The organism is Haemophilus influenzae (assembly GCF_900475755.1).
In the GTDB taxonomy this organism is placed as follows: Bacteria; Pseudomonadota; Gammaproteobacteria; order Enterobacterales; family Pasteurellaceae; genus Haemophilus; species Haemophilus influenzae_D.
The window spans coordinates 1,556,501-1,573,558 of sequence record NZ_LS483411.1 but is presented as its reverse complement, the minus strand read 5'-3'; the positions used below and the strand labels follow the sequence as shown (position 1 = coordinate 1,573,558).

16 protein-coding genes are annotated in these 17,058 nt (G+C 38.8%); 10 read left to right on the top strand and 6 right to left on the bottom strand.

Going from position 1 to position 17,058, the window contains the following annotated elements:
- Nucleotides 1-34 precede the first annotated feature (34 nt).
- From sucC to cysB, 5 genes are all read left to right on the top strand, one after another.
- The gene (gene sucC, locus DQN24_RS07665) at nucleotides 35-1,204 is read left to right on the top strand and encodes an ADP-forming succinate--CoA ligase subunit beta (protein WP_111695658.1); all 1,170 of its coding nucleotides are present in this window, start codon (nucleotides 35-37) and stop codon (nucleotides 1,202-1,204) included.
- Nucleotides 1,204-2,073 carry a succinate--CoA ligase subunit alpha gene (gene sucD / locus DQN24_RS07660; protein WP_111695657.1) on the top strand — a complete coding sequence of 290 codons (870 nt, stop codon included), beginning with the start codon at nucleotides 1,204-1,206 and terminating at the stop codon, nucleotides 2,071-2,073. Before sucC ends, sucD begins: the two co-directional genes overlap by 1 nt.
- 134 nt (nucleotides 2,074-2,207) lie before the next feature.
- Entirely contained in the window at nucleotides 2,208-2,831 is a 624-nt protein-coding gene (locus tag DQN24_RS07655; protein ID WP_111695656.1) for an L-threonylcarbamoyladenylate synthase, read from the top strand.
- Nucleotides 2,832-2,892: 61 nt separating this feature from the next.
- Nucleotides 2,893-3,966, top strand: a complete 1,074-nt coding sequence (rluB, locus tag DQN24_RS07650) for a 23S rRNA pseudouridine(2605) synthase RluB (RefSeq protein WP_111695655.1) — start codon at nucleotides 2,893-2,895, stop codon at nucleotides 3,964-3,966.
- A gap of 10 nt (nucleotides 3,967-3,976) precedes the next feature.
- On the top strand, nucleotides 3,977-4,948 hold the full coding sequence (gene cysB, locus DQN24_RS07645; RefSeq protein ID WP_021035010.1) for an HTH-type transcriptional regulator CysB: 972 nt from the start codon (nucleotides 3,977-3,979) through the stop codon (nucleotides 4,946-4,948).
- A gap of 58 nt (nucleotides 4,949-5,006) precedes the next feature.
- On the opposite strand, the gene prmB is transcribed toward cysB, so the two are convergent.
- Entirely contained in the window at nucleotides 5,007-5,951 is a 945-nt protein-coding gene (gene prmB, locus DQN24_RS07640) for a 50S ribosomal protein L3 N(5)-glutamine methyltransferase (RefSeq protein WP_111695654.1), read from the bottom strand.
- Between the two features lie 130 nt (nucleotides 5,952-6,081).
- Here prmB and smrB point away from each other — a divergent pair, with 130 nt between their 5' ends.
- Nucleotides 6,082-6,585 (top strand): endonuclease SmrB, encoded by a 504-nt coding sequence (gene smrB, locus DQN24_RS07635; protein WP_021035012.1) that lies wholly within the window; start codon nucleotides 6,082-6,084, stop codon nucleotides 6,583-6,585.
- A gap of 75 nt (nucleotides 6,586-6,660) precedes the next feature.
- On the opposite strand, the gene pta is transcribed toward smrB, so the two are convergent.
- The gene (pta, locus tag DQN24_RS07630) at nucleotides 6,661-8,796 is read right to left on the bottom strand and encodes a phosphate acetyltransferase (RefSeq protein ID WP_021035013.1); all 2,136 of its coding nucleotides are present in this window, start codon (nucleotides 8,794-8,796) and stop codon (nucleotides 6,661-6,663) included.
- Nucleotides 8,797-8,863: 67 nt separating this feature from the next.
- A complete protein-coding gene (locus DQN24_RS07625; RefSeq protein WP_021035014.1) occupies nucleotides 8,864-10,069 on the bottom strand; it encodes an acetate kinase in 1,206 nt (401 codons plus the stop codon).
- 216 nt (nucleotides 10,070-10,285) lie between these two features.
- On the opposite strand from DQN24_RS07625, the gene yfbV reads away from it, so the two are divergent.
- The 3 genes from yfbV (at nucleotide 10,286) to purF (ending at nucleotide 12,835) form a co-directional block, all read left to right on the top strand.
- Complete coding sequence (yfbV, locus tag DQN24_RS07620) at nucleotides 10,286-10,729, top strand: terminus macrodomain insulation protein YfbV (RefSeq protein ID WP_005657119.1); 444 nt, start codon at nucleotides 10,286-10,288, stop codon at nucleotides 10,727-10,729.
- An 86-nt stretch (nucleotides 10,730-10,815) separates the two neighbouring features.
- Nucleotides 10,816-11,307 carry a CvpA family protein gene (locus DQN24_RS07615; RefSeq protein ID WP_105197802.1) on the top strand — a complete coding sequence of 164 codons (492 nt, stop codon included), beginning with the start codon at nucleotides 10,816-10,818 and terminating at the stop codon, nucleotides 11,305-11,307.
- A gap of 10 nt (nucleotides 11,308-11,317) precedes the next feature.
- Nucleotides 11,318-12,835, top strand: coding sequence for an amidophosphoribosyltransferase (purF, locus tag DQN24_RS07610; RefSeq protein WP_011272442.1), 1,518 nt, complete (start codon nucleotides 11,318-11,320; stop codon nucleotides 12,833-12,835).
- A gap of 65 nt (nucleotides 12,836-12,900) precedes the next feature.
- Here the strand turns inward: purF and DQN24_RS07605 are convergent, their stop codons facing one another.
- Entirely contained in the window at nucleotides 12,901-13,791 is an 891-nt protein-coding gene (locus tag DQN24_RS07605; protein WP_111695653.1) for a TIGR01777 family oxidoreductase, read from the bottom strand.
- Nucleotides 13,791-14,246: a transcriptional regulator ArgR gene (gene argR / locus DQN24_RS07600; protein ID WP_050848262.1), complete on the bottom strand. Its 456-nt coding sequence runs from the start codon at nucleotides 14,244-14,246 to the stop codon at nucleotides 13,791-13,793. Before argR ends, DQN24_RS07605 begins: the two co-directional genes overlap by 1 nt.
- A gap of 206 nt (nucleotides 14,247-14,452) precedes the next feature.
- On the opposite strand from argR, the gene mdh reads away from it, so the two are divergent.
- The gene (gene mdh, locus DQN24_RS07595) at nucleotides 14,453-15,388 is read left to right on the top strand and encodes a malate dehydrogenase (protein WP_021035018.1); all 936 of its coding nucleotides are present in this window, start codon (nucleotides 14,453-14,455) and stop codon (nucleotides 15,386-15,388) included.
- A gap of 86 nt (nucleotides 15,389-15,474) precedes the next feature.
- Here the strand turns inward: mdh and lysS are convergent, their stop codons facing one another.
- Nucleotides 15,475-16,983: a lysine--tRNA ligase gene (gene lysS / locus DQN24_RS07590; protein WP_050846910.1), complete on the bottom strand. Its 1,509-nt coding sequence runs from the start codon at nucleotides 16,981-16,983 to the stop codon at nucleotides 15,475-15,477.
- Between the last annotated feature and the right edge of the window lie 75 nt (nucleotides 16,984-17,058).

Sequence of the window (17,058 nt, the reverse complement as noted above, 5' to 3'; positions counted from 1 at the left end):
TTAATTGTTTTCATAACCAAAAAGGACGTCGCGAATGAATTTACACGAATACCAAGCAAAACAACTATTTGAGCGTTATGAATTACCCGTAAAAAATGGGGTGGTCTGTCAATCTGTTGAGGAAGTCGATTTGGTACTGGCTCAACTTTCAGGCGATAAGTGGGCAGCGAAATGTCAAGTTCACGCTGGTGGGCGTGGTAAAGCAGGTGGCGTTAAATTAGTGCAAAATGTAGAGGAAGCAAGAGCTTTTGCAGAAAAATGGCTAGGGCAACGTTTAGTCACTTTTCAAACGGATAAATTGGGGCAGCCAGTAAACCAGATTTATTTTGAAGAAACTTGCGATATTGATAAAGAATTTTACTTAAGTGCGGTTGTTGATCGCGCCTCTCAAAAAGTGGTGTTTATTGCTTCCTCTGCAGGTGGAATGAATATTGAAGAAATCGCGCAAAATTCACCGCACTTACTCCACAAAGTCACTATTGATCCTTTATTTGGAGGATTGCCTTATCAAGGGCGTGAATTAGCGTTTAAATTAGGGTTAATTGGTGTGCAAAACAAACAGTTTACCGATATTTTTATGGGGTTATCTCGTTTGTTTTTAGAAAAAGATTTATCTTTACTGGAAGTCAATCCGCTTGTTCTTACTAAACAAGGGAATTTGATTTGTCTCGATGCCAAAATATCTGTTGATGATAACGCTTTATTTCGTCATAAAGATCTCTTAGCACTACAAGATTTAACTCAAAATGATGCTCGTGAAGCAGAAGCTGAAAAATTCCAGTTAAACTATGTGGCTTTAGAGGGTGATATTGGTTGTATGGTAAACGGGGCTGGGCTTGCAATGGGAACCATGGATATTGTGAAACTCTATGGTGGGAAGCCTGCGAATTTTCTTGATGTGGGTGGTGGTGCAACGAAAGAGCGGGTTGCTGAAGCGTTTAAAATCATTTTAACCGATCCTTCCGTTAAAGTGATTTTAGTGAATATTTTTGGTGGCATTGTTCGTTGTGATTTGATTGCTGAAGGCGTGATTGCTGCAGTAAATGAAGTGGGCGTGAGAGTGCCTGTGGTTGTGCGATTAGAAGGAACAAATGCTGAAATCGGTCGCCAAATTTTAGCGCAAAGCGATGTTAATATCCTTACCGCACAGAATTTACAACAAGCTGCAGAATTAGCTGTGAATGCAGCAAAAGGAGAACACTAATGGCGATTTTAATTGATAAAAATACTAAAGTGATTTGCCAAGGTTTTACTGGTGGACAAGGGACTTTTCATTCTGAACAAGCATTAGCCTATGGAACGCAATTAGTTGGTGGCGTATCGCTAAATAAAGGTGGCAGTAGTCATCTTGGTTTGCCTGTATTTAATACAGTTCGTGAAGCCGTTGAAAATACAGGCGCAACAGCGACGGTTATTTATGTGCCAGCACCATTTTGTAAAGATGCCATAATTGAAGCCATTGATGCAGGGATTAAGTTAATTGTATGCATTACTGAGGGCATACCTACATTGGATATGCTTAAAGTGAAACAAAAATTAAATGAAACTGGTGTTGTGATGATTGGGCCAAATTGCCCTGGTGTGATTACACCTGATGAATGTAAAATCGGCATTATGCCTGCTCACATACATAAAAAAGGCAAAGTGGGGATTGTTTCTCGTTCTGGTACTTTAACGTATGAAGCGGTAAAACAAACTACAGATGAAGGCTTTGGGCAATCTACTTGTGTTGGTATCGGTGGCGATCCCATTCCTGGTTCTAGTTTTATTGATATTCTTGAAAGATTTCAACAAGATCCCGAAACTGAAGCTATTGTGATGATTGGTGAGATCGGTGGTTCCGCAGAGGAAGATGCGGCAATCTTCATTAAAGATAATGTCACTAAACCAGTGGTTGCGTATATTGCGGGTATCACTGCGCCAAAAGGCAAACGGATGGGGCATGCTGGTGCTATTATTAGTGGCGGAAAAGGTACTGCCGCAGAAAAAATTGCAGCGCTTGAGACCGCAGGCGTGACCTGTGTAAAAAGCCTCGCTAAAATTGGTGCAGCTTTGAGAAAGATATTAAAATAATTTAAGAAAATTAACCGCACTTTAGTTTGATAAGGCGTAGATTGACTCTCTACGCCTTTATTTTTATATGCTCGCCATTATAAAGTGAACGCAAAACTGCTATAATCAGCGCACACTTTTTAAGGAAGAAACAGATGAGCCAATTTTTTTATATCCACCCTGAAAATCCACAAGCGCGCTTGATTAATCAAGCCGTAGAGATTTTACAAAAAGGCGGTGTAATTGTGTATCCAACGGATTCGGGATATGCCTTAGGCTGTATGATGGGCGATAAACACGCAATGGATCGCATTGTGGCAATTCGTAAATTGCTTGAAGGACATAATTTTACCTTGGTGTGTAGTGATTTATCGGAACTTTCAACTTACGCAACAGTGAGTAATATCGCTTATCGTTTGATTAAAAATAATACGCCAGGGCGTTATACTTTTATTCTTACAGCAACGAAAGAATTACCGCGTCGTTTAATGACATCAAAACGTAAAACCATAGGTTTACGCGTACCAGATAATAAGATCGCTTTAGATTTACTTTCAGCTTTAGGTGAGCCTATTTTATCTTGTTCGTTAATGTTGCCGAATGAAGAACATACTGCACAATCTGATCCTGAAGAAATTCGTGATCGCTTAGAACATCAAGTGGATTTAATTATCCACGGTGGATATTTAGGGCAAGAGCCTACAACAGTGGTGGATTTAACGGAAGAATCGCCAGTGATTTTACGCGAGGGAAGTGGAAGCACTGATCCTTTTATTTAATACATATTATGTAACAGATAGACGCTTGTGAAAGCGACCTTTCCATTATTCAAGGAAAACAATGAAACCTAGTCAAAAACAAACTCAAAAACAACCGCACTTTTCCAAAGATTCAGCAAAGAAAAGTGATTTTTCAGTTAAAAATGACAGACGTTCAGTCTCTCGTACTGCTCGCATAGAAACGGCAAATACGAAAAAAAGTGCGGTTAATTCTGATAACAAATTTTTATCTAAGCCAAAAGCGAAACCTGTTGTAAAAGCCTCGAATCAACCTAAAATAGAGGGCGAAAAATTACAGAAAGTTTTAGCGCGTGCTGGGCAAGGCTCTCGTCGTGAAATTGAAACGATGATTGCCGCGGGCCGAGTGAGTGTAGAGGGTAAAATTGCGACTTTAGGCGATCGTATTGACGTACATTCTGGTGTGAAAGTGCGTATTGATGGTCAAATCATTAATCTTAGCCACGCACAAAAAGAAATTTGTCGAGTGTTAATGTATTACAAACCTGAAGGGGAACTTTGTACGCGTAGCGACCCAGAAGGGCGTGCGACCGTGTTTGATCGTTTGCCACGTTTAACGGGATCTCGTTGGATTGCAGTGGGGCGTTTAGATATTAATACATCGGGTTTGTTGCTTTTTACTACTGATGGCGAATTAGCAAATCGCTTAATGCACCCAAGTCGTGAAGTTGAACGTGAATATTCTGTACGTGTATTTGGTCAAGTGGATGATGCGATGTTAGCACGTTTACGCAAAGGCGTTCAGCTTGAAGATGGCCCTGCCAATTTTAAAGAAATTAAATTTACAGGCGGTGTGGGTATTAACCAATGGTATGACGTAACCTTGATGGAAGGACGTAATCGTGAGGTGCGTCGTTTGTGGGAATCCCAAGGTATTCAAGTCAGCCGTTTGATTCGTATTCGTTATGGAAATATCAAATTAATGAAAGGTTTGCCTCGTGGTGGCTGGGAAGAAATGGATCTTGAAAACGTCAATTATTTGCGTGAATTGGTGGGATTACCTGCTGAAACCGAAACGAAATTAGATGTAAAACAGGCAAGTCGTCGTCCAAAATCTGGGCAAATTCGTAAAGCGGTGAAACGTTATTCGGAGATGAATAAACGTTATAAAAAATAAGGACTTTTTTATGAAAATGCAGCAATTGCGTTATATCGTTGAGATTGTAAACCAAAATTTGAATGTTACAGAAGCTGCAAATGCACTTTACACATCGCAGCCGGGTATCAGTAAACAAGTTCGCCTCTTAGAAGATGAATTAGGTCTGGAAATTTTTGAGCGTCATGGCAAGCATATAAAATCAATTACACCAGCAGGGAAAAAAATTATTTCGATTGCACGCGAGTTACTTGTTAAAGCGCAAGGTATCCGTGCCGTTGCCGATGAATATACTCAGCCAAATCACGGTGTATTACGTATTGCGACGACAAACACTCAGGCACGTTATATGTTGCCAAGCGTGATTGAACGTTTTTCTAAAAAATATCCTGATGTGAGTTTGCATATTCATCAAGGTTCTCCAACACAAATTCACGATGCTTTAATGTCAGGCGAAGTGGATTTGGTAATTACCACTGAAGCACCTTATTTATTTGATGATTTAGTTCAGATTCCATGCTATTGGTGGAATCGTGCCGTGATTGTTACGCCCGATCATCCACTTGCTAAAGTGAAAGAACTGACCATTGAGGAATTAGGAAAATACCCACTTGTGACTTACACATTTGGTTTTACGGGTGTTTCTGATTTAGATTACGCATTTAATAGTGCCGGTATTTTACCGAATATAGTCTTTACGGCTACCGATGCTGATGTTATTAAAACTTATGTGCGCTTGGGGTTAGGGGTGGGCATTATGGCATCTATGGCACATACGGCACTAGATACGGATCTTGTACTGATTGATGCAAGCCATTTGTTCCGCCCAAGTATGACGAATATTGCATTTAAACATAGCACGTTCTTACGTAATTATATGTATGATTTTATGGAATATTTTTCGCCGCACTTAACTCGTAGTGTCGTAGAAAAAGCCGAGCGTTTGCGTGATAACAATTCAGTGAAAAAATTATTTGAAGGCATTGAATTGGAAACAAGATAACAATGTATAAATGAAGTGCGGTTGAAATTTAATAAGAATTTCAACCGCACTTGAAAGATTAAAACAGATCGTGATATTTCACTAAATCTTTACGCTGAATAGCAAATACGCCTAGCCCGCCATTTTTAAGTTCTACCCATTCAAATGGCACATCTGGATATTGCTCAATTAAGCTAATCATACTATTACCCACTTCACACACCAATACGCCATTTTCGGTTAAGTAATTTGGTGCTTGTTTCAAAATTTGTTTGGTAATGTTTAAGCCATCACTGCCAGAACCTAAGGCTAACTCTGGCTCAAAATGGAATTCTTCTGGCATATCGGCGAGATCTTCTTCGTCCACATAAGGTGGATTGGTCACGATAAGATCGTATTTTTGTCCTAAAATATTTGTAAATAAGTTTGATTGAATCGGGAATACGCGATGTTCTAATTGATGGCGTGAAATATTGATCTCCGCCACATTAAGTGCATCAACCGATAAATCGACAGCATCTACTTCCGCATTTGGGAAAGCATAAGCACAAGCAATGGCAATACAGCCACTGCCTGTGCATAGATCGAGAATATGATGAGGTTCCTGTGAAATTAAATTTTCAAAGCGATCTTGAATTAACGCACTAATTGGAGAACGTGGAATAATGGTTCGTTCATCGACATAAAATTCGTGACCGCAGAACCAAGCACTATTTGTTAAATATGCCACTGGTACACGTTGTTCGATTCGGGTTAATGCAAGTTGAACTAAGGTTTCTTTTTCAGATGGGGTTAATCGACTGTTAAATAATTCGGTAGGTAAATCAATGGGTAAATGTAAGCCACTTAAAACGAGTTGCAGGCTTTCATCCCAAGGATTATCGTGCCCTTGCCCGAAGTAAATATCGGATCGATTGAGAATGCTATACGTCCAACGCAGAAAATCTTGGATGGTTTGCAGTTCGTTTGCAACATTATCTTCCAAGATAGTTGCAACTAATTCTTGGTTATGTGAAGTTTCCATCGCATTTCTCCATAAAAGTGAGTAGAAAAGTTAGCATAAAATTCGGTATGAAAATTTGGCGTAGTTATACCACAGATGAGAATGTAGAACTATGATATGATACGCAAAATTTGAAATTAATGAGAAAAAAATGCAAGACGAATTTGATTTATTCCGTGCGGAAACCAAAGGCATTAAGCCAATGAAACAAGATACTTTTGTTGCCCCTCACCAAAAACGTGATCAGAAAAAAATAGAATTGAAAGAATTACGAGCGAAAGAAGATACGTTATTTTATTTTTCTGATGAATATGAGCCGTTACTGAATGACAATGATGGTGTTGTGAAATATTTACGTGATGGGGAAGATTCCCATTTATTAAAACAACTTCGTCGTGGAGATTTTTTCCCAGAATTGTTTTTAGATTTACACGGTTTAACCCGTGAACAAGCTAAGCAAGAATTAGCCGCACTTTTACTGGCTTGTGAAAATGAGCATGTTGATTGTGCCAGTATCATGACGGGCTATGGCACCTTTACATTGAAAAAACAAATTCCACGTTGGCTAGTACAACATCCTAAAGTGCGGGCATTACATCAAGCACCAAGAGAATGGGGTGGCGAAGCCGCAATTTTGATTTTGGTTGATTTGTAAAAAACGTTATAAAAAATACCGCACTTTTACTGACTGGGGCAAAGTGCGGTATTTTCTTTTATGTTTTTACTTGAACTATTGTGTTGCTTGAATTGCGGTTAAGGCAATTGTGTACACAATATCATCAACTAAGGCTCCACGAGATAAGTCATTGACTGGTTTACGCATACCTTGAAGCATTGGGCCAATAGACACTAAATCTGCAGAACGTTGTACTGCTTTGTAAGTGGTGTTACCCGTATTTAAGTCAGGGAATACGAATACTGTTGCTTTACCTGCTACTGGTGAATTTGGTGCTTTAGAGCGAGCCACGTCTTCCATCACAGCTGCATCATATTGTAATGGGCCATCGATTAATAAATCAGGGCGTTTTTCTTTCGCAATACGGGTTGCTTCTTTCACTTTTTCCACATCAGCACCGCTACCAGATGTACCTGTTGAGTAAGAGATCATTGCGACTTTTGGATCAATACCAAATGCTTTCGCAGAATCCGCAGATTGAATTGCGATTTCCGCAAGTTGTTCTGCTGTTGGATCTGGGTTTACCGCGCAGTCGCCATAAACAAGCACTTGATCTGGTAATAACATAAAGAAGATAGAAGAAACGATTGAACTACCTGGTGCAGTTTTGATGATTTGCATTGGTGGGCGAATGGTATTTGCTGTAGTGTGAACGGCACCAGATACTAAACCATCTACTTCATTTGCTTCTAACATCATAGTACCAAGCACTACGGTATCTTCTAATTGTTCACGTGCTGCGGTTTCGGTCATACCTTTCGCTTTACGTAATTCAACTAAACGATCAACATAGTTTTCACGAACATCTGCTGGGTTAATGATTGTAATACCCTTGCCTAATTTAACACCTTGTGCTTCTGCAACACGTTGAACTGATGCAGGATCTGCTAAAAGCACACATTCCGCAATGCCACGTTCTGCACAAAGTACAGCTGCTTTGATTGTACGAGGTTCATCGCCTTCAGGAAGCACAATACGTTTTTTCGCCGCACGAGCAAGTTCAGTTAATTGGAAACGGAACGCAGGTGGGGATAAGCGAGGTAAACGGCTAGAATCTGCAACTAAATTATTGATAAAGTCAGCATTAAAGTGTTGGCTAATGTATTGTTTAATATTTTCAATACGTTCTTTGTCATCAACAGGCACTTCAAGATTAAAGCTTTGTAAACTTAATGCCGTTTGCCAAGTATTGCCTTCAATACGGAAGATCGGCAATTTTGCTTTTTCAAAAGTAGGTTGGCAAAGTTTATTAATTTGAGCATCAATTTTATAACCGCCTGTTAATAAAATACCGCCGATTTCAATACCATTTGACGCTGTGAGAGCGGCTGCTACAAGCACATCTGGACGATCTGCTGAAGCGACTAATAAACTGCCTGCACGGAAATGCTCAACCATATTTGGTAAACTTCTTGCACAGAAAGTGATACCACGGATGCGACGGTTAATATCTCCTTCAGTGATAATTGATGCACCTAAGTATTTCACTAAATCGATAGCGCGTGTTGCGATTAAATCTGCTGACCAAGGCACACAAGCTAATAATTTGATGGCACTATCTGCAAATAATTTGTTTACTTCTGTTTCGCTAATATGATTGTGTTGGAATGAATCAAAGATTTCAGCAAGATCGGGGCGTGTACGACCAGATTCATCAACGGGTGCATTAAATTTGTTTACAACTACGCCTAAAAGATTTGGATTGTTTTTACCACCAAATAAAGAGGCTGCTGCTTCTACACGATCTTTTAATTCGGTTGGGGTTTCAGTTGCTGGTGCTGCAACTAATACGATTTCTGCATCTAATGCTTGTGCAATTTCATAGTTGATATTATTTGCATAACCGTGTTTTCTTGTTGGAATTAAACCTTCCACCACAACGATATCGTTGTTTTTGGTTAATTGTTGGTGGTTAGCTACAATTTTTTCTAACAATACGTCAGACTGATTTTGACCAATTAATGATTCTGCCACGCTTAACATAAAGGGTTCGGCAGTTTCAAGGCTAGTGCTAGTGCGAATAATAGAGGTTGTGCGATCCAATTTATCTTCGCCAGTGCTTGGTTGAGAAACGGGTTTCATAAAAGCAACTTTCGCGCCTTTTTGTTCGAGAGAGTGGATTAATCCAAGACTAATGCTAGTTAAACCCACGCCTTTACTTACAGGGATAAGAATAATCGTGCGAGACATAATTAAACCTTAATATGTATATGTTATAAATAAAAACTGCCGAAAAATTCGGCAGTTTGTTGTTGAATTAGAAACAAAGTCTTGCGGTATCTTGTGCGATAACCAATTCTTCGTTAGTTGGAAGAACAATCGCTTTAAATGCGGAATCATCAGTCGTGATTACGCCATCTTTACCAAAACGTGCGGCAAGATTTCGTTCATTATCGATTTGAATGCCAAATAATTTTAAGTGATTCAATGCTAATTCACGAACGTGCGCTGAGTTTTCGCCAATACCACCAGTGAATGCAATCGCATCTAAGTGATCATCGCCCAACACAGCCATATAAGCACCAATGTATTTCGCTAAACGATAGCTATAAACATTTAAAGCGCGTTTTGCTTCTGGTTTAGATGCATTATCGTAGTTATCTTCAGCATAACGGCAGTCGCTGGTTACTTCAGTTAAACCTAAAAGACCAGATTTTTTCACTAAAGTCTCTTCGATTTGTTCCATAGACATACCTAGTGTTTTGTATAGATAGAATACGATTGCAGGGTCAATATCGCCACAACGCGTACCCATTACCAAACCTTCTAGTGGAGTTAAGCCCATTGATGTATCAATACATTGACCGTTACGCACAACAGAAACAGAACCACCATTACCTAAGTGACAAATAATAGCATTGACTTGGTCTGCGGGTTTGCCTACATATTCAGCGACTTCACGAGAAATGAAGTAGTGACTTGTGCCGTGTGCACCATAGCGACGTACGCCGTGTTCTTTATATAAAGAGTATGGAAGGGCATAAAGGAATGCTTCTTCAGACATAGTTTGGTGGAATGCTGTATCAAAAACTACCACGTTTTTATCTTTTAAGTGTGGGAATGCGTTAAATGCTTCGCGAATACCAATTAAGTGAGCTGGATTGTGAAGTGGCGCAAATTGTGCAGCATCTTCAATACCTTTAACAACTTCATCAGTTACGATAACAGATTGGGTGTATTTTTCGCCACCGTGAACGATACGGTGACCAATTGCTGCGATAGAATTTTTTAGTTCATCAGTCAGAATGTTAGATGCAATAAAATTAAGCGCTTCAGTATGCGCTGCGCCTGCGCCTAAATCTGCGTTACCTTTCTCTCCATTGAGTTTCCATTTGATACGTGCTTCTGGTAAGAAAAATGCTTCGGCTAAGCCAGATAATTTTTCTTCCCCTGTCGCTGGATCAAGAATTGCAAATTTTAGTGAAGAACTACCGCAGTTAAGGATAAGAACAAGTTTTGACATAGGAACCCTATATTTGATTGAGGTTAATAAAAATCCATCATTTAAGATGGTTTGAAAAATTAGGTATAGGATACACCTTTTGATGAATAAAATAAATTCATCGGTAAGGAAAAAATACAAACTTTATCGTATTTTTTGAAAAATTAAACTATTTTTACTAAAAATAGACTTAAAATAGCGTATGATAAGTGCGGTCAATTTTTTGAGGTGTTTTTTATGGCGTTTTTTTCCATTTTTAAACAGGGACAAATTTATCTTAATACTTGGCCGCAGGAGGCGAAGTTAGGGATTATTTTCCCTGAAAATCGTATTATGAAAGCCACGAGTTTTGCACAAAAATTTATGCCTTTTGTTGCTGTATTTGCAATACTGTGGCAACAGATTTATGCAAAAAATGATTTAATGGCATTTTCTATCGCAATTTTGACCGCACTTTTTGCCTTGCTTATTCCTTTTCAAGGGCTTTATTGGCTTGGTAAGCGTGCAAATTCACCATTAGAAAATCAAAGTGCGGTATGGTTTTACGATATTTGCGAACGCTTAAAACAACAAAATGAACCCTTGCCTTTTGTGCAAGAAAAACCGACATATCAACATTTAGCGGAAGTCTTAAGGAAAGCTCAAAGCAAATTTGAACGTGCTTTTTGGCAGGAAATTTAGTTTACGCAAACGTTTTCTTTTTGGCTGTATTTTTGTAGAATACCTCGGTCGTTTTAAACGGCCGTTTTTCATTGAGAGATTTTTTAATGATCGATTACATTATTATTGGCATTATCGCTTTTTCCATTCTTGTCAGTTTATTACGTGGTTTTGTACGCGAAGTACTTTCACTTGGTAGCTGGGTTGTGGCATTTATCGTAGCAAGCCAGTTCTATCCTTATCTTGCCACTTATCTTACGCAAATTGAATCAATGTATGTGCGTAATGGAACTGCAATCGCCATTCTGTTTGTTCTGACTTTAATCGTGGGCGCAATAGTAAATTATGTGATTAGTCAATTAGTAGATAAGACGGGTTTAAGCGGCACTGATCGCGTATTAGGTGCAGCTTTCGGTTTAGTGCGCGGTGCATTGATTGTGGCTGCGTTGTTATTTTTTATGGATACTTTTACCAATTTTGAACAAACTGATTGGTGGAAAGAATCTCAATTAATACCGCACTTTGGTTTTATTATTGAATGGTTCTTTCAACAGCTTCAGTCAAGTTCAAGTTTTTTAACTCCAACGCTTAATCAATAAGGAACACAAAATGTGTGGTATTGTCGGTATTGTTAGCCAAAGTCCGGTTAATGAATCTATTTATGCAGCATTAACCCTTTTGCAACATCGTGGACAAGATGCGGCGGGTATTGTAACGGTTGATGATGAAAACCGTTTCCGCTTACGTAAAGCTAATGGCTTAGTCAGCGATGTGTTCCGTCAAGAGCATATGCTACGCTTGCAAGGAAATGCTGGATTAGGGCATATTCGCTATCCTACGGCAGGAAGTTCTAGCGTCTCAGAGGCACAACCTTTTTATGTAAATTCTCCCTATGGTGTCACTTTGGTGCATAACGGCAATTTAACCAACTCAGTGGAGTTAAAAGAAAAAGTCTTTAAAACTGCCCGCCGTCACGTAAACACTAATTCAGATTCTGAACTTCTTCTTAATATTCTCGCTAATCATCTTGATCACATTCCTCAAAACCATCTCGATCCACAAGATATTTTCTATGCTGTTCGTAAAACTCACAATGATATTCGTGGTGCTTATGCCTGCGTAGCGATGATTATTGGGCATGGCATGGTTGCGTTTCGTGATCCTTTTGGTATTCGTCCTTTGGTGTTGGGTAAACGTGAAGAAAATGGCAAAACTGATTATATGTTCGCCTCTGAAACAGTGGCTTTAGATATTGTGGGTTTCGAGTTTGTGCGTGATATTGCTGCGGGCGAAGCCGTTTATGTGACGTTTGATGGCGAACTTTATTCACAACAATGTACCGAAAGTGCGGTGTTAAATCCTTGTATTTTTGAGTATGTTTATTTTGCACGCCCAGATTCAACGATTGATGGTGTCTCTGTTTATGCGGCACGTGTTCATATGGGGGAAAAACTCGGGAAAAAAATTGCAAAAGAATGGGCGGATGAAATTGATAATATTGATGTGGTCATTCCTATTCCTGAAACTTCAACAGATATTGCGTTACAAATAGCTCGTGTACTAGGGAAGCCTTATCGCCAAGGATTTGTGAAAAATCGCTATGTTGGTCGTACCTTTATTATGCCAGGTCAAGCACAGCGTATTAGTTCTGTTCGTCGCAAATTGAATACCATTAAAGCTGAATTTAAAGATAAAAACGTGTTATTGGTGGACGATTCTATCGTTCGTGGCACAACCTCTGAGCAAATTGTTGAAATGGCTCGCTCAGCTGGTGCGAAGAAAATTTACTTTGCCTCTGCTGCTCCTGAAATTCGTTATCCGAATGTATATGGTATTGATATGCCGAGTTGTGATGAACTGATCGCTTACGGTCGAAATGTTGAGGAAATTGCACATTTGATCGGCGTAGATAAATTAATTTTCCAAGATCTGACCGCACTTACTGAATCTGTTCAATTGGAAAATCCAGCCATTCAAGGTTTTGATTGTTCAGTATTCACAGGCGAATATATTACAGGCGATATTAGTCCTGAATATCTTGATAAAATCGCACTTCAACGCAACGATAGTGCAAAGAAAAAACGTGAAAAACAAGCATCCAATCTTGAAATTTATAATGAACAATAAATTGCGATAAGGCGAGATATTTAGTCCGATAAAAATCACCTCATTAAAAAAGTGCGGTGATTTTTTTATTTGTTTTTTAGGATTTCTTCTAGATAGTTTTCGCAATCAGAATATTGAAATTGGAATCCAGCGTTGAGTAATTTTTCAGGCACAACATTTTGGCTTTCGAGTAATAGATTCGCTCGTTCGCCAAGAATGAAATGTAATATCCATTTTGGAATAGTTGCAAAGGCAGGACGTTTTAATATTCCAGCCAAAGTGCGGTTAAATTTATGCTGTTTTATGGGATTCGGGGCTGAGAAGTTAAATGCCCCTCTGCATTCTGAATGATCGAGTAAAAATAAAATGCCATTTACCATATCTTCCAAAGCAATCCAAGGGAAATATTGCTCTCCCTTGCCCAGATTACCGCCAAGTCCCCATTTGTATAAAGGCAACATTTTTGCAAGCGCGCCCCCTTTTTTAGAAAAGACTATTCCTGTTCTAATCAAACAAACCCTCGCATTAGCTTGTCGCGCGATATTTTCCCAATCTTGGCATAATTGTGCGGTAAAGGTTTTTGCTGTTTTGCTTGTTTCGGTAATTGTTTGTTCGCCTTGATCGCCGTAAATTCCAGTTGCTGAACCTGATATAAAAATTGGGTATTGCTGATACTGATTGATGAATTCAACCAGTTGAGTAGTGAGGCTTAAACGACTTTCTCGTAAAATAGATTTCTGGTTTTTCGACCAAACTTTATGAAAAATTGGTTCGCCAGCAAGATTGATGATGGCATCAAACTGTTCTTGTAAATCGAGTTCTGAAAGTGCGGTAATAAATTTGATGTTTTTTTGCTTTGAGAAAGTGTGCGGCGAACTTGAGCGCGTTAAGATCGTCACTTGTTCATTGCGTAAGCAGAGTTGTTCGACAAGTGCTTTGCCGATAAGTCCTGTTCCTCCTGTTAATAGAATATTCATTACAATGCGTTTTCAAATAAGCGTTGGATATTTTGCAATAATTCGTCGATAGGTTTATCGCTTGTGGGCGTGACAAAAATAGTATCATCGCCTGCGATAGTACCTAAAATGCCTTCCGATTTTCCAATGGAATCAAGTAATCGTGCAATTAATTGAGCAGCACCGGGCGTCGTTTTTATTACGATTAACATCGAATTGTGATCAACATCTAAGACAAGATTTTTTAATGGACTACTGGTATTGGGAACACTTAATTCATTTGGTAAGCAATAGACCATTTCCATTTTGGTATTACGAGTGCGAACCGCACCAAATTTGCTGAGCATTCTCGATATTTTTGATTGATTAATACCAGTAAAGCCTTGTTTTTTTAAGGCATCGACAATTTCATTTTGAGAACCAAAGCGTTCTTGATTGAGTAATTCTTTAAAAGCACGAGTTAAATTGTCAGTCATCTTTATTTTTTAATAGTCAAAATTTGCATAAGAATTGCATAAAAATTCACTTTTATCAACTGAAATATGAATAAGAACAAAGAGAAGAAAATATTTATCTCAGAAATGTGAACTAGATCATAGAATGATATTTCTCTATTTGTAATTGTAAGATGAACATTTTAAAATCAGGCTGTTTTAAATTAACTAACACATAAGGAGTATTTATGAAAGTTGCTGTATTAGGTGCCGCAGGTGGTATTGGTCAAGCATTAGCGTTATTACTAAAACTTCAGTTGCCAGCAGGCACCGACTTAGCATTATATGATATTGCCCCAGTAACACCAGGTGTTGCAGTAGATGTGAGCCATATTCCAACGGCAGTGAATGTAAAAGGTTTTTCTGGTGAAGATCCAACACCAGCACTTGAAGGTGCGGATGTTGTATTAATTTCTGCTGGTGTTGCGCGTAAACCTGGTATGGATCGTTCAGATTTATTCAATATTAATGCAGGTATCGTGCGTGGTTTAATTGAAAAAGTCGCGGTTACTTGCCCTAAAGCTTGTGTTGGTATCATCACTAACCCAGTAAATACTACTGTTGCGATTGCGGCTGAAGTGTTGAAAAAAGCAGGTGTTTACGACAAACGTAAATTATTTGGTGTGACAACTTTAGACGTGTTACGTTCTGAAACTTTTGTGGCTGAATTAAAAGGTTTAAATGTTTCTCGTACGAGCGTTCCTGTTATTGGTGGTCACTCAGGTGTGACTATTCTTCCATTACTTTCTCAAGTTCAATATGCAAAATGGAACGAAGAAGAAATCGAACCATTAACAAAACGTATCCAAAATGCAGGTACAGAAGTTGTCAATGCAAAAGCAGGTGGCGGTTCAGCAACGCTTTCAATGGCACAAGCTGCAGCACGTTTTGCGCGTTCTTTAGTGAAAGGATTAAGTGGCGAGACAGTGGTTGAATGTACTTATGTTGAAGGAGATGGCAAATATGCTCGTTTCTTCTCTCAACCCGTTCGTTTAGGCAAAGAAGGCGTAGAAGAAATTTTACCAATTGGCCCATTAAGCAATTTTGAACAACAAGCCTTAGAAAATATGTTGCCAACTTTACGTGCAGATATTGAATTGGGCGAAAAATTTATTAATGGTTAATCGTTAAACAATAAGAAGGGAATATAAAATTCTCTTTTTATTAAAATAAAAAAGCCACCAAATGGTGGCTTTTGTTTGTATCTTTATTATTTCTGACGCATTGCAGGGAATAAGATCACATCACGAATTGACGGTGCATTTGCATAAAGCATCGCTAGGCGGTCGATACCTAAACCTTCCCCAGCTGTTGGTGGTAAGCCGTGCTCTAATGCAACAACAAAGTCTTCATCTTTAAACATCGCTTCATCATCGCCTGCTTCTTTTGCAGCCACTTGTGCATCAAAACGTTCATTTTGATCTTCTGCGTCATTTAATTCTGAGAAACCATTACCGATTTCACGACCACCGATAAAGAGTTCAAAACGATCTGTTACATCTGGATTTTCATCATTGCGACGTGCAAGTGGCGAAATTTCCGCAGGATGAGCCATTAAGAATGTTGGTTGAATTAAGTGATGTTCAGCCACTTCTTCAAAAATTGCATTGACAATGCTGCCTAAACCCCAAGATTTTTGTACTTCAATACCTAAGCGTTCAGCCGTGGCTTTTGCACGATCAAAATCATATAAATCTTCTTTTACGATACCTTTGTCAGCACCATATTTAACCGTTGCATCGTGTAATGTAATACGCTCAAATGGTTTGCCGAAGTCAAATTCTAAATCACCGTATTTCACAATGGTTGTACCAAGAATATCAATCGCTAATTTACGAAGAAGTTCTTCGGTGTTATCCATTAAATCGTGGTAATCTGCATAGGCTTGATAGTATTCAAGCATAGTAAATTCTGGATTATGACGAACAGAAACCCCTTCATTACGGAAGTTACGGTTTAATTCAAATACTCGTTCAAACCCACCAACGACTAAGCGTTTTAAATAAAGTTCAGGTGCGATACGCAAATACATATCCACATCTAATGCATTATGATGAGTCACGAAAGGACGTGCAGATGCACCGCCTGGAATTACTTGTAACATTGGCGTTTCCACTTCCATAAAGCCTTTAGAAATGAAATATTCACGAATACCCGCGACAACTTTAGAACGAATAATAAAAGTGCGGCGAGATTCTTCGTTAGAAATTAAATCTAAATAACGTTGGCGATAGCGAACTTCTTGGTCGGTTAAACCGTGAAATTTGTCTGGTAATGGACGGAGTGCTTTAGTTAAAAGTTGAACTTCAGTGGTTTTTACAGTGAGTTCATCAGTTTTTGTTTTAAATAAAGTGCCTTTAACGCCAACGATGTCGCCTAAATCCCAAGTACCAACGTCATCTTTATAAACACCTTCAGGCAAATTATCGCGTGCAACGTAAAGCTGGATTTTACCGCTCATATCTTGAATAGTGATAAAAGTTGCTTTACCCATTGCACGGCGAGTCATAATACGACCAGCAACCTGTACTTCAACGCCTTTCTCTTTTAAGATTTCCCCGTCTTCTGAATCATATTGATTGTGTAAATCTTGTGCGAGAGCATCACGACGAAACTTGTTTGGAAAGGCATTACCTTTTGCACGTAATGCGGATAATTTTTCACGACGAACGAGCATTTCGCCATTGAGATCTAATTCTTTAACTTCTTGTTCTGACATTTTGTTTACCTTTAATTTTAACTTTAAAAATACCTTCAAAAATAACCGCACTTTTGGGTTATTTCTTATGATGGG

Coding starts and splice junctions, on each gene's coding strand:
- sucC (WP_111695658.1), top strand. CDS start 35: ATGAATTTACACGAATACCAAGCAAAACAACTATTTGAGCGTTATGAA.
- sucD (WP_111695657.1), top strand. CDS start 1,204: ATGGCGATTTTAATTGATAAAAATACTAAAGTGATTTGCCAAGGTTTT.
- DQN24_RS07655 (WP_111695656.1), top strand. CDS start 2,208: ATGAGCCAATTTTTTTATATCCACCCTGAAAATCCACAAGCGCGCTTG.
- rluB (WP_111695655.1), top strand. CDS start 2,893: ATGAAACCTAGTCAAAAACAAACTCAAAAACAACCGCACTTTTCCAAA.
- cysB (WP_021035010.1), top strand. CDS start 3,977: ATGAAAATGCAGCAATTGCGTTATATCGTTGAGATTGTAAACCAAAAT.
- prmB (WP_111695654.1), bottom strand. CDS start 5,951: ATGGAAACTTCACATAACCAAGAATTAGTTGCAACTATCTTGGAAGAT.
- smrB (WP_021035012.1), top strand. CDS start 6,082: ATGCAAGACGAATTTGATTTATTCCGTGCGGAAACCAAAGGCATTAAG.
- pta (WP_021035013.1), bottom strand. CDS start 8,796: ATGTCTCGCACGATTATTCTTATCCCTGTAAGTAAAGGCGTGGGTTTA.
- DQN24_RS07625 (WP_021035014.1), bottom strand. CDS start 10,069: ATGTCAAAACTTGTTCTTATCCTTAACTGCGGTAGTTCTTCACTAAAA.
- yfbV (WP_005657119.1), top strand. CDS start 10,286: ATGGCGTTTTTTTCCATTTTTAAACAGGGACAAATTTATCTTAATACT.
- DQN24_RS07615 (WP_105197802.1), top strand. CDS start 10,816: ATGATCGATTACATTATTATTGGCATTATCGCTTTTTCCATTCTTGTC.
- purF (WP_011272442.1), top strand. CDS start 11,318: ATGTGTGGTATTGTCGGTATTGTTAGCCAAAGTCCGGTTAATGAATCT.
- DQN24_RS07605 (WP_111695653.1), bottom strand. CDS start 13,791: ATGAATATTCTATTAACAGGAGGAACAGGACTTATCGGCAAAGCACTT.
- argR (WP_050848262.1), bottom strand. CDS start 14,246: ATGACTGACAATTTAACTCGTGCTTTTAAAGAATTACTCAATCAAGAA.
- mdh (WP_021035018.1), top strand. CDS start 14,453: ATGAAAGTTGCTGTATTAGGTGCCGCAGGTGGTATTGGTCAAGCATTA.
- lysS (WP_050846910.1), bottom strand. CDS start 16,983: ATGTCAGAACAAGAAGTTAAAGAATTAGATCTCAATGGCGAAATGCTC.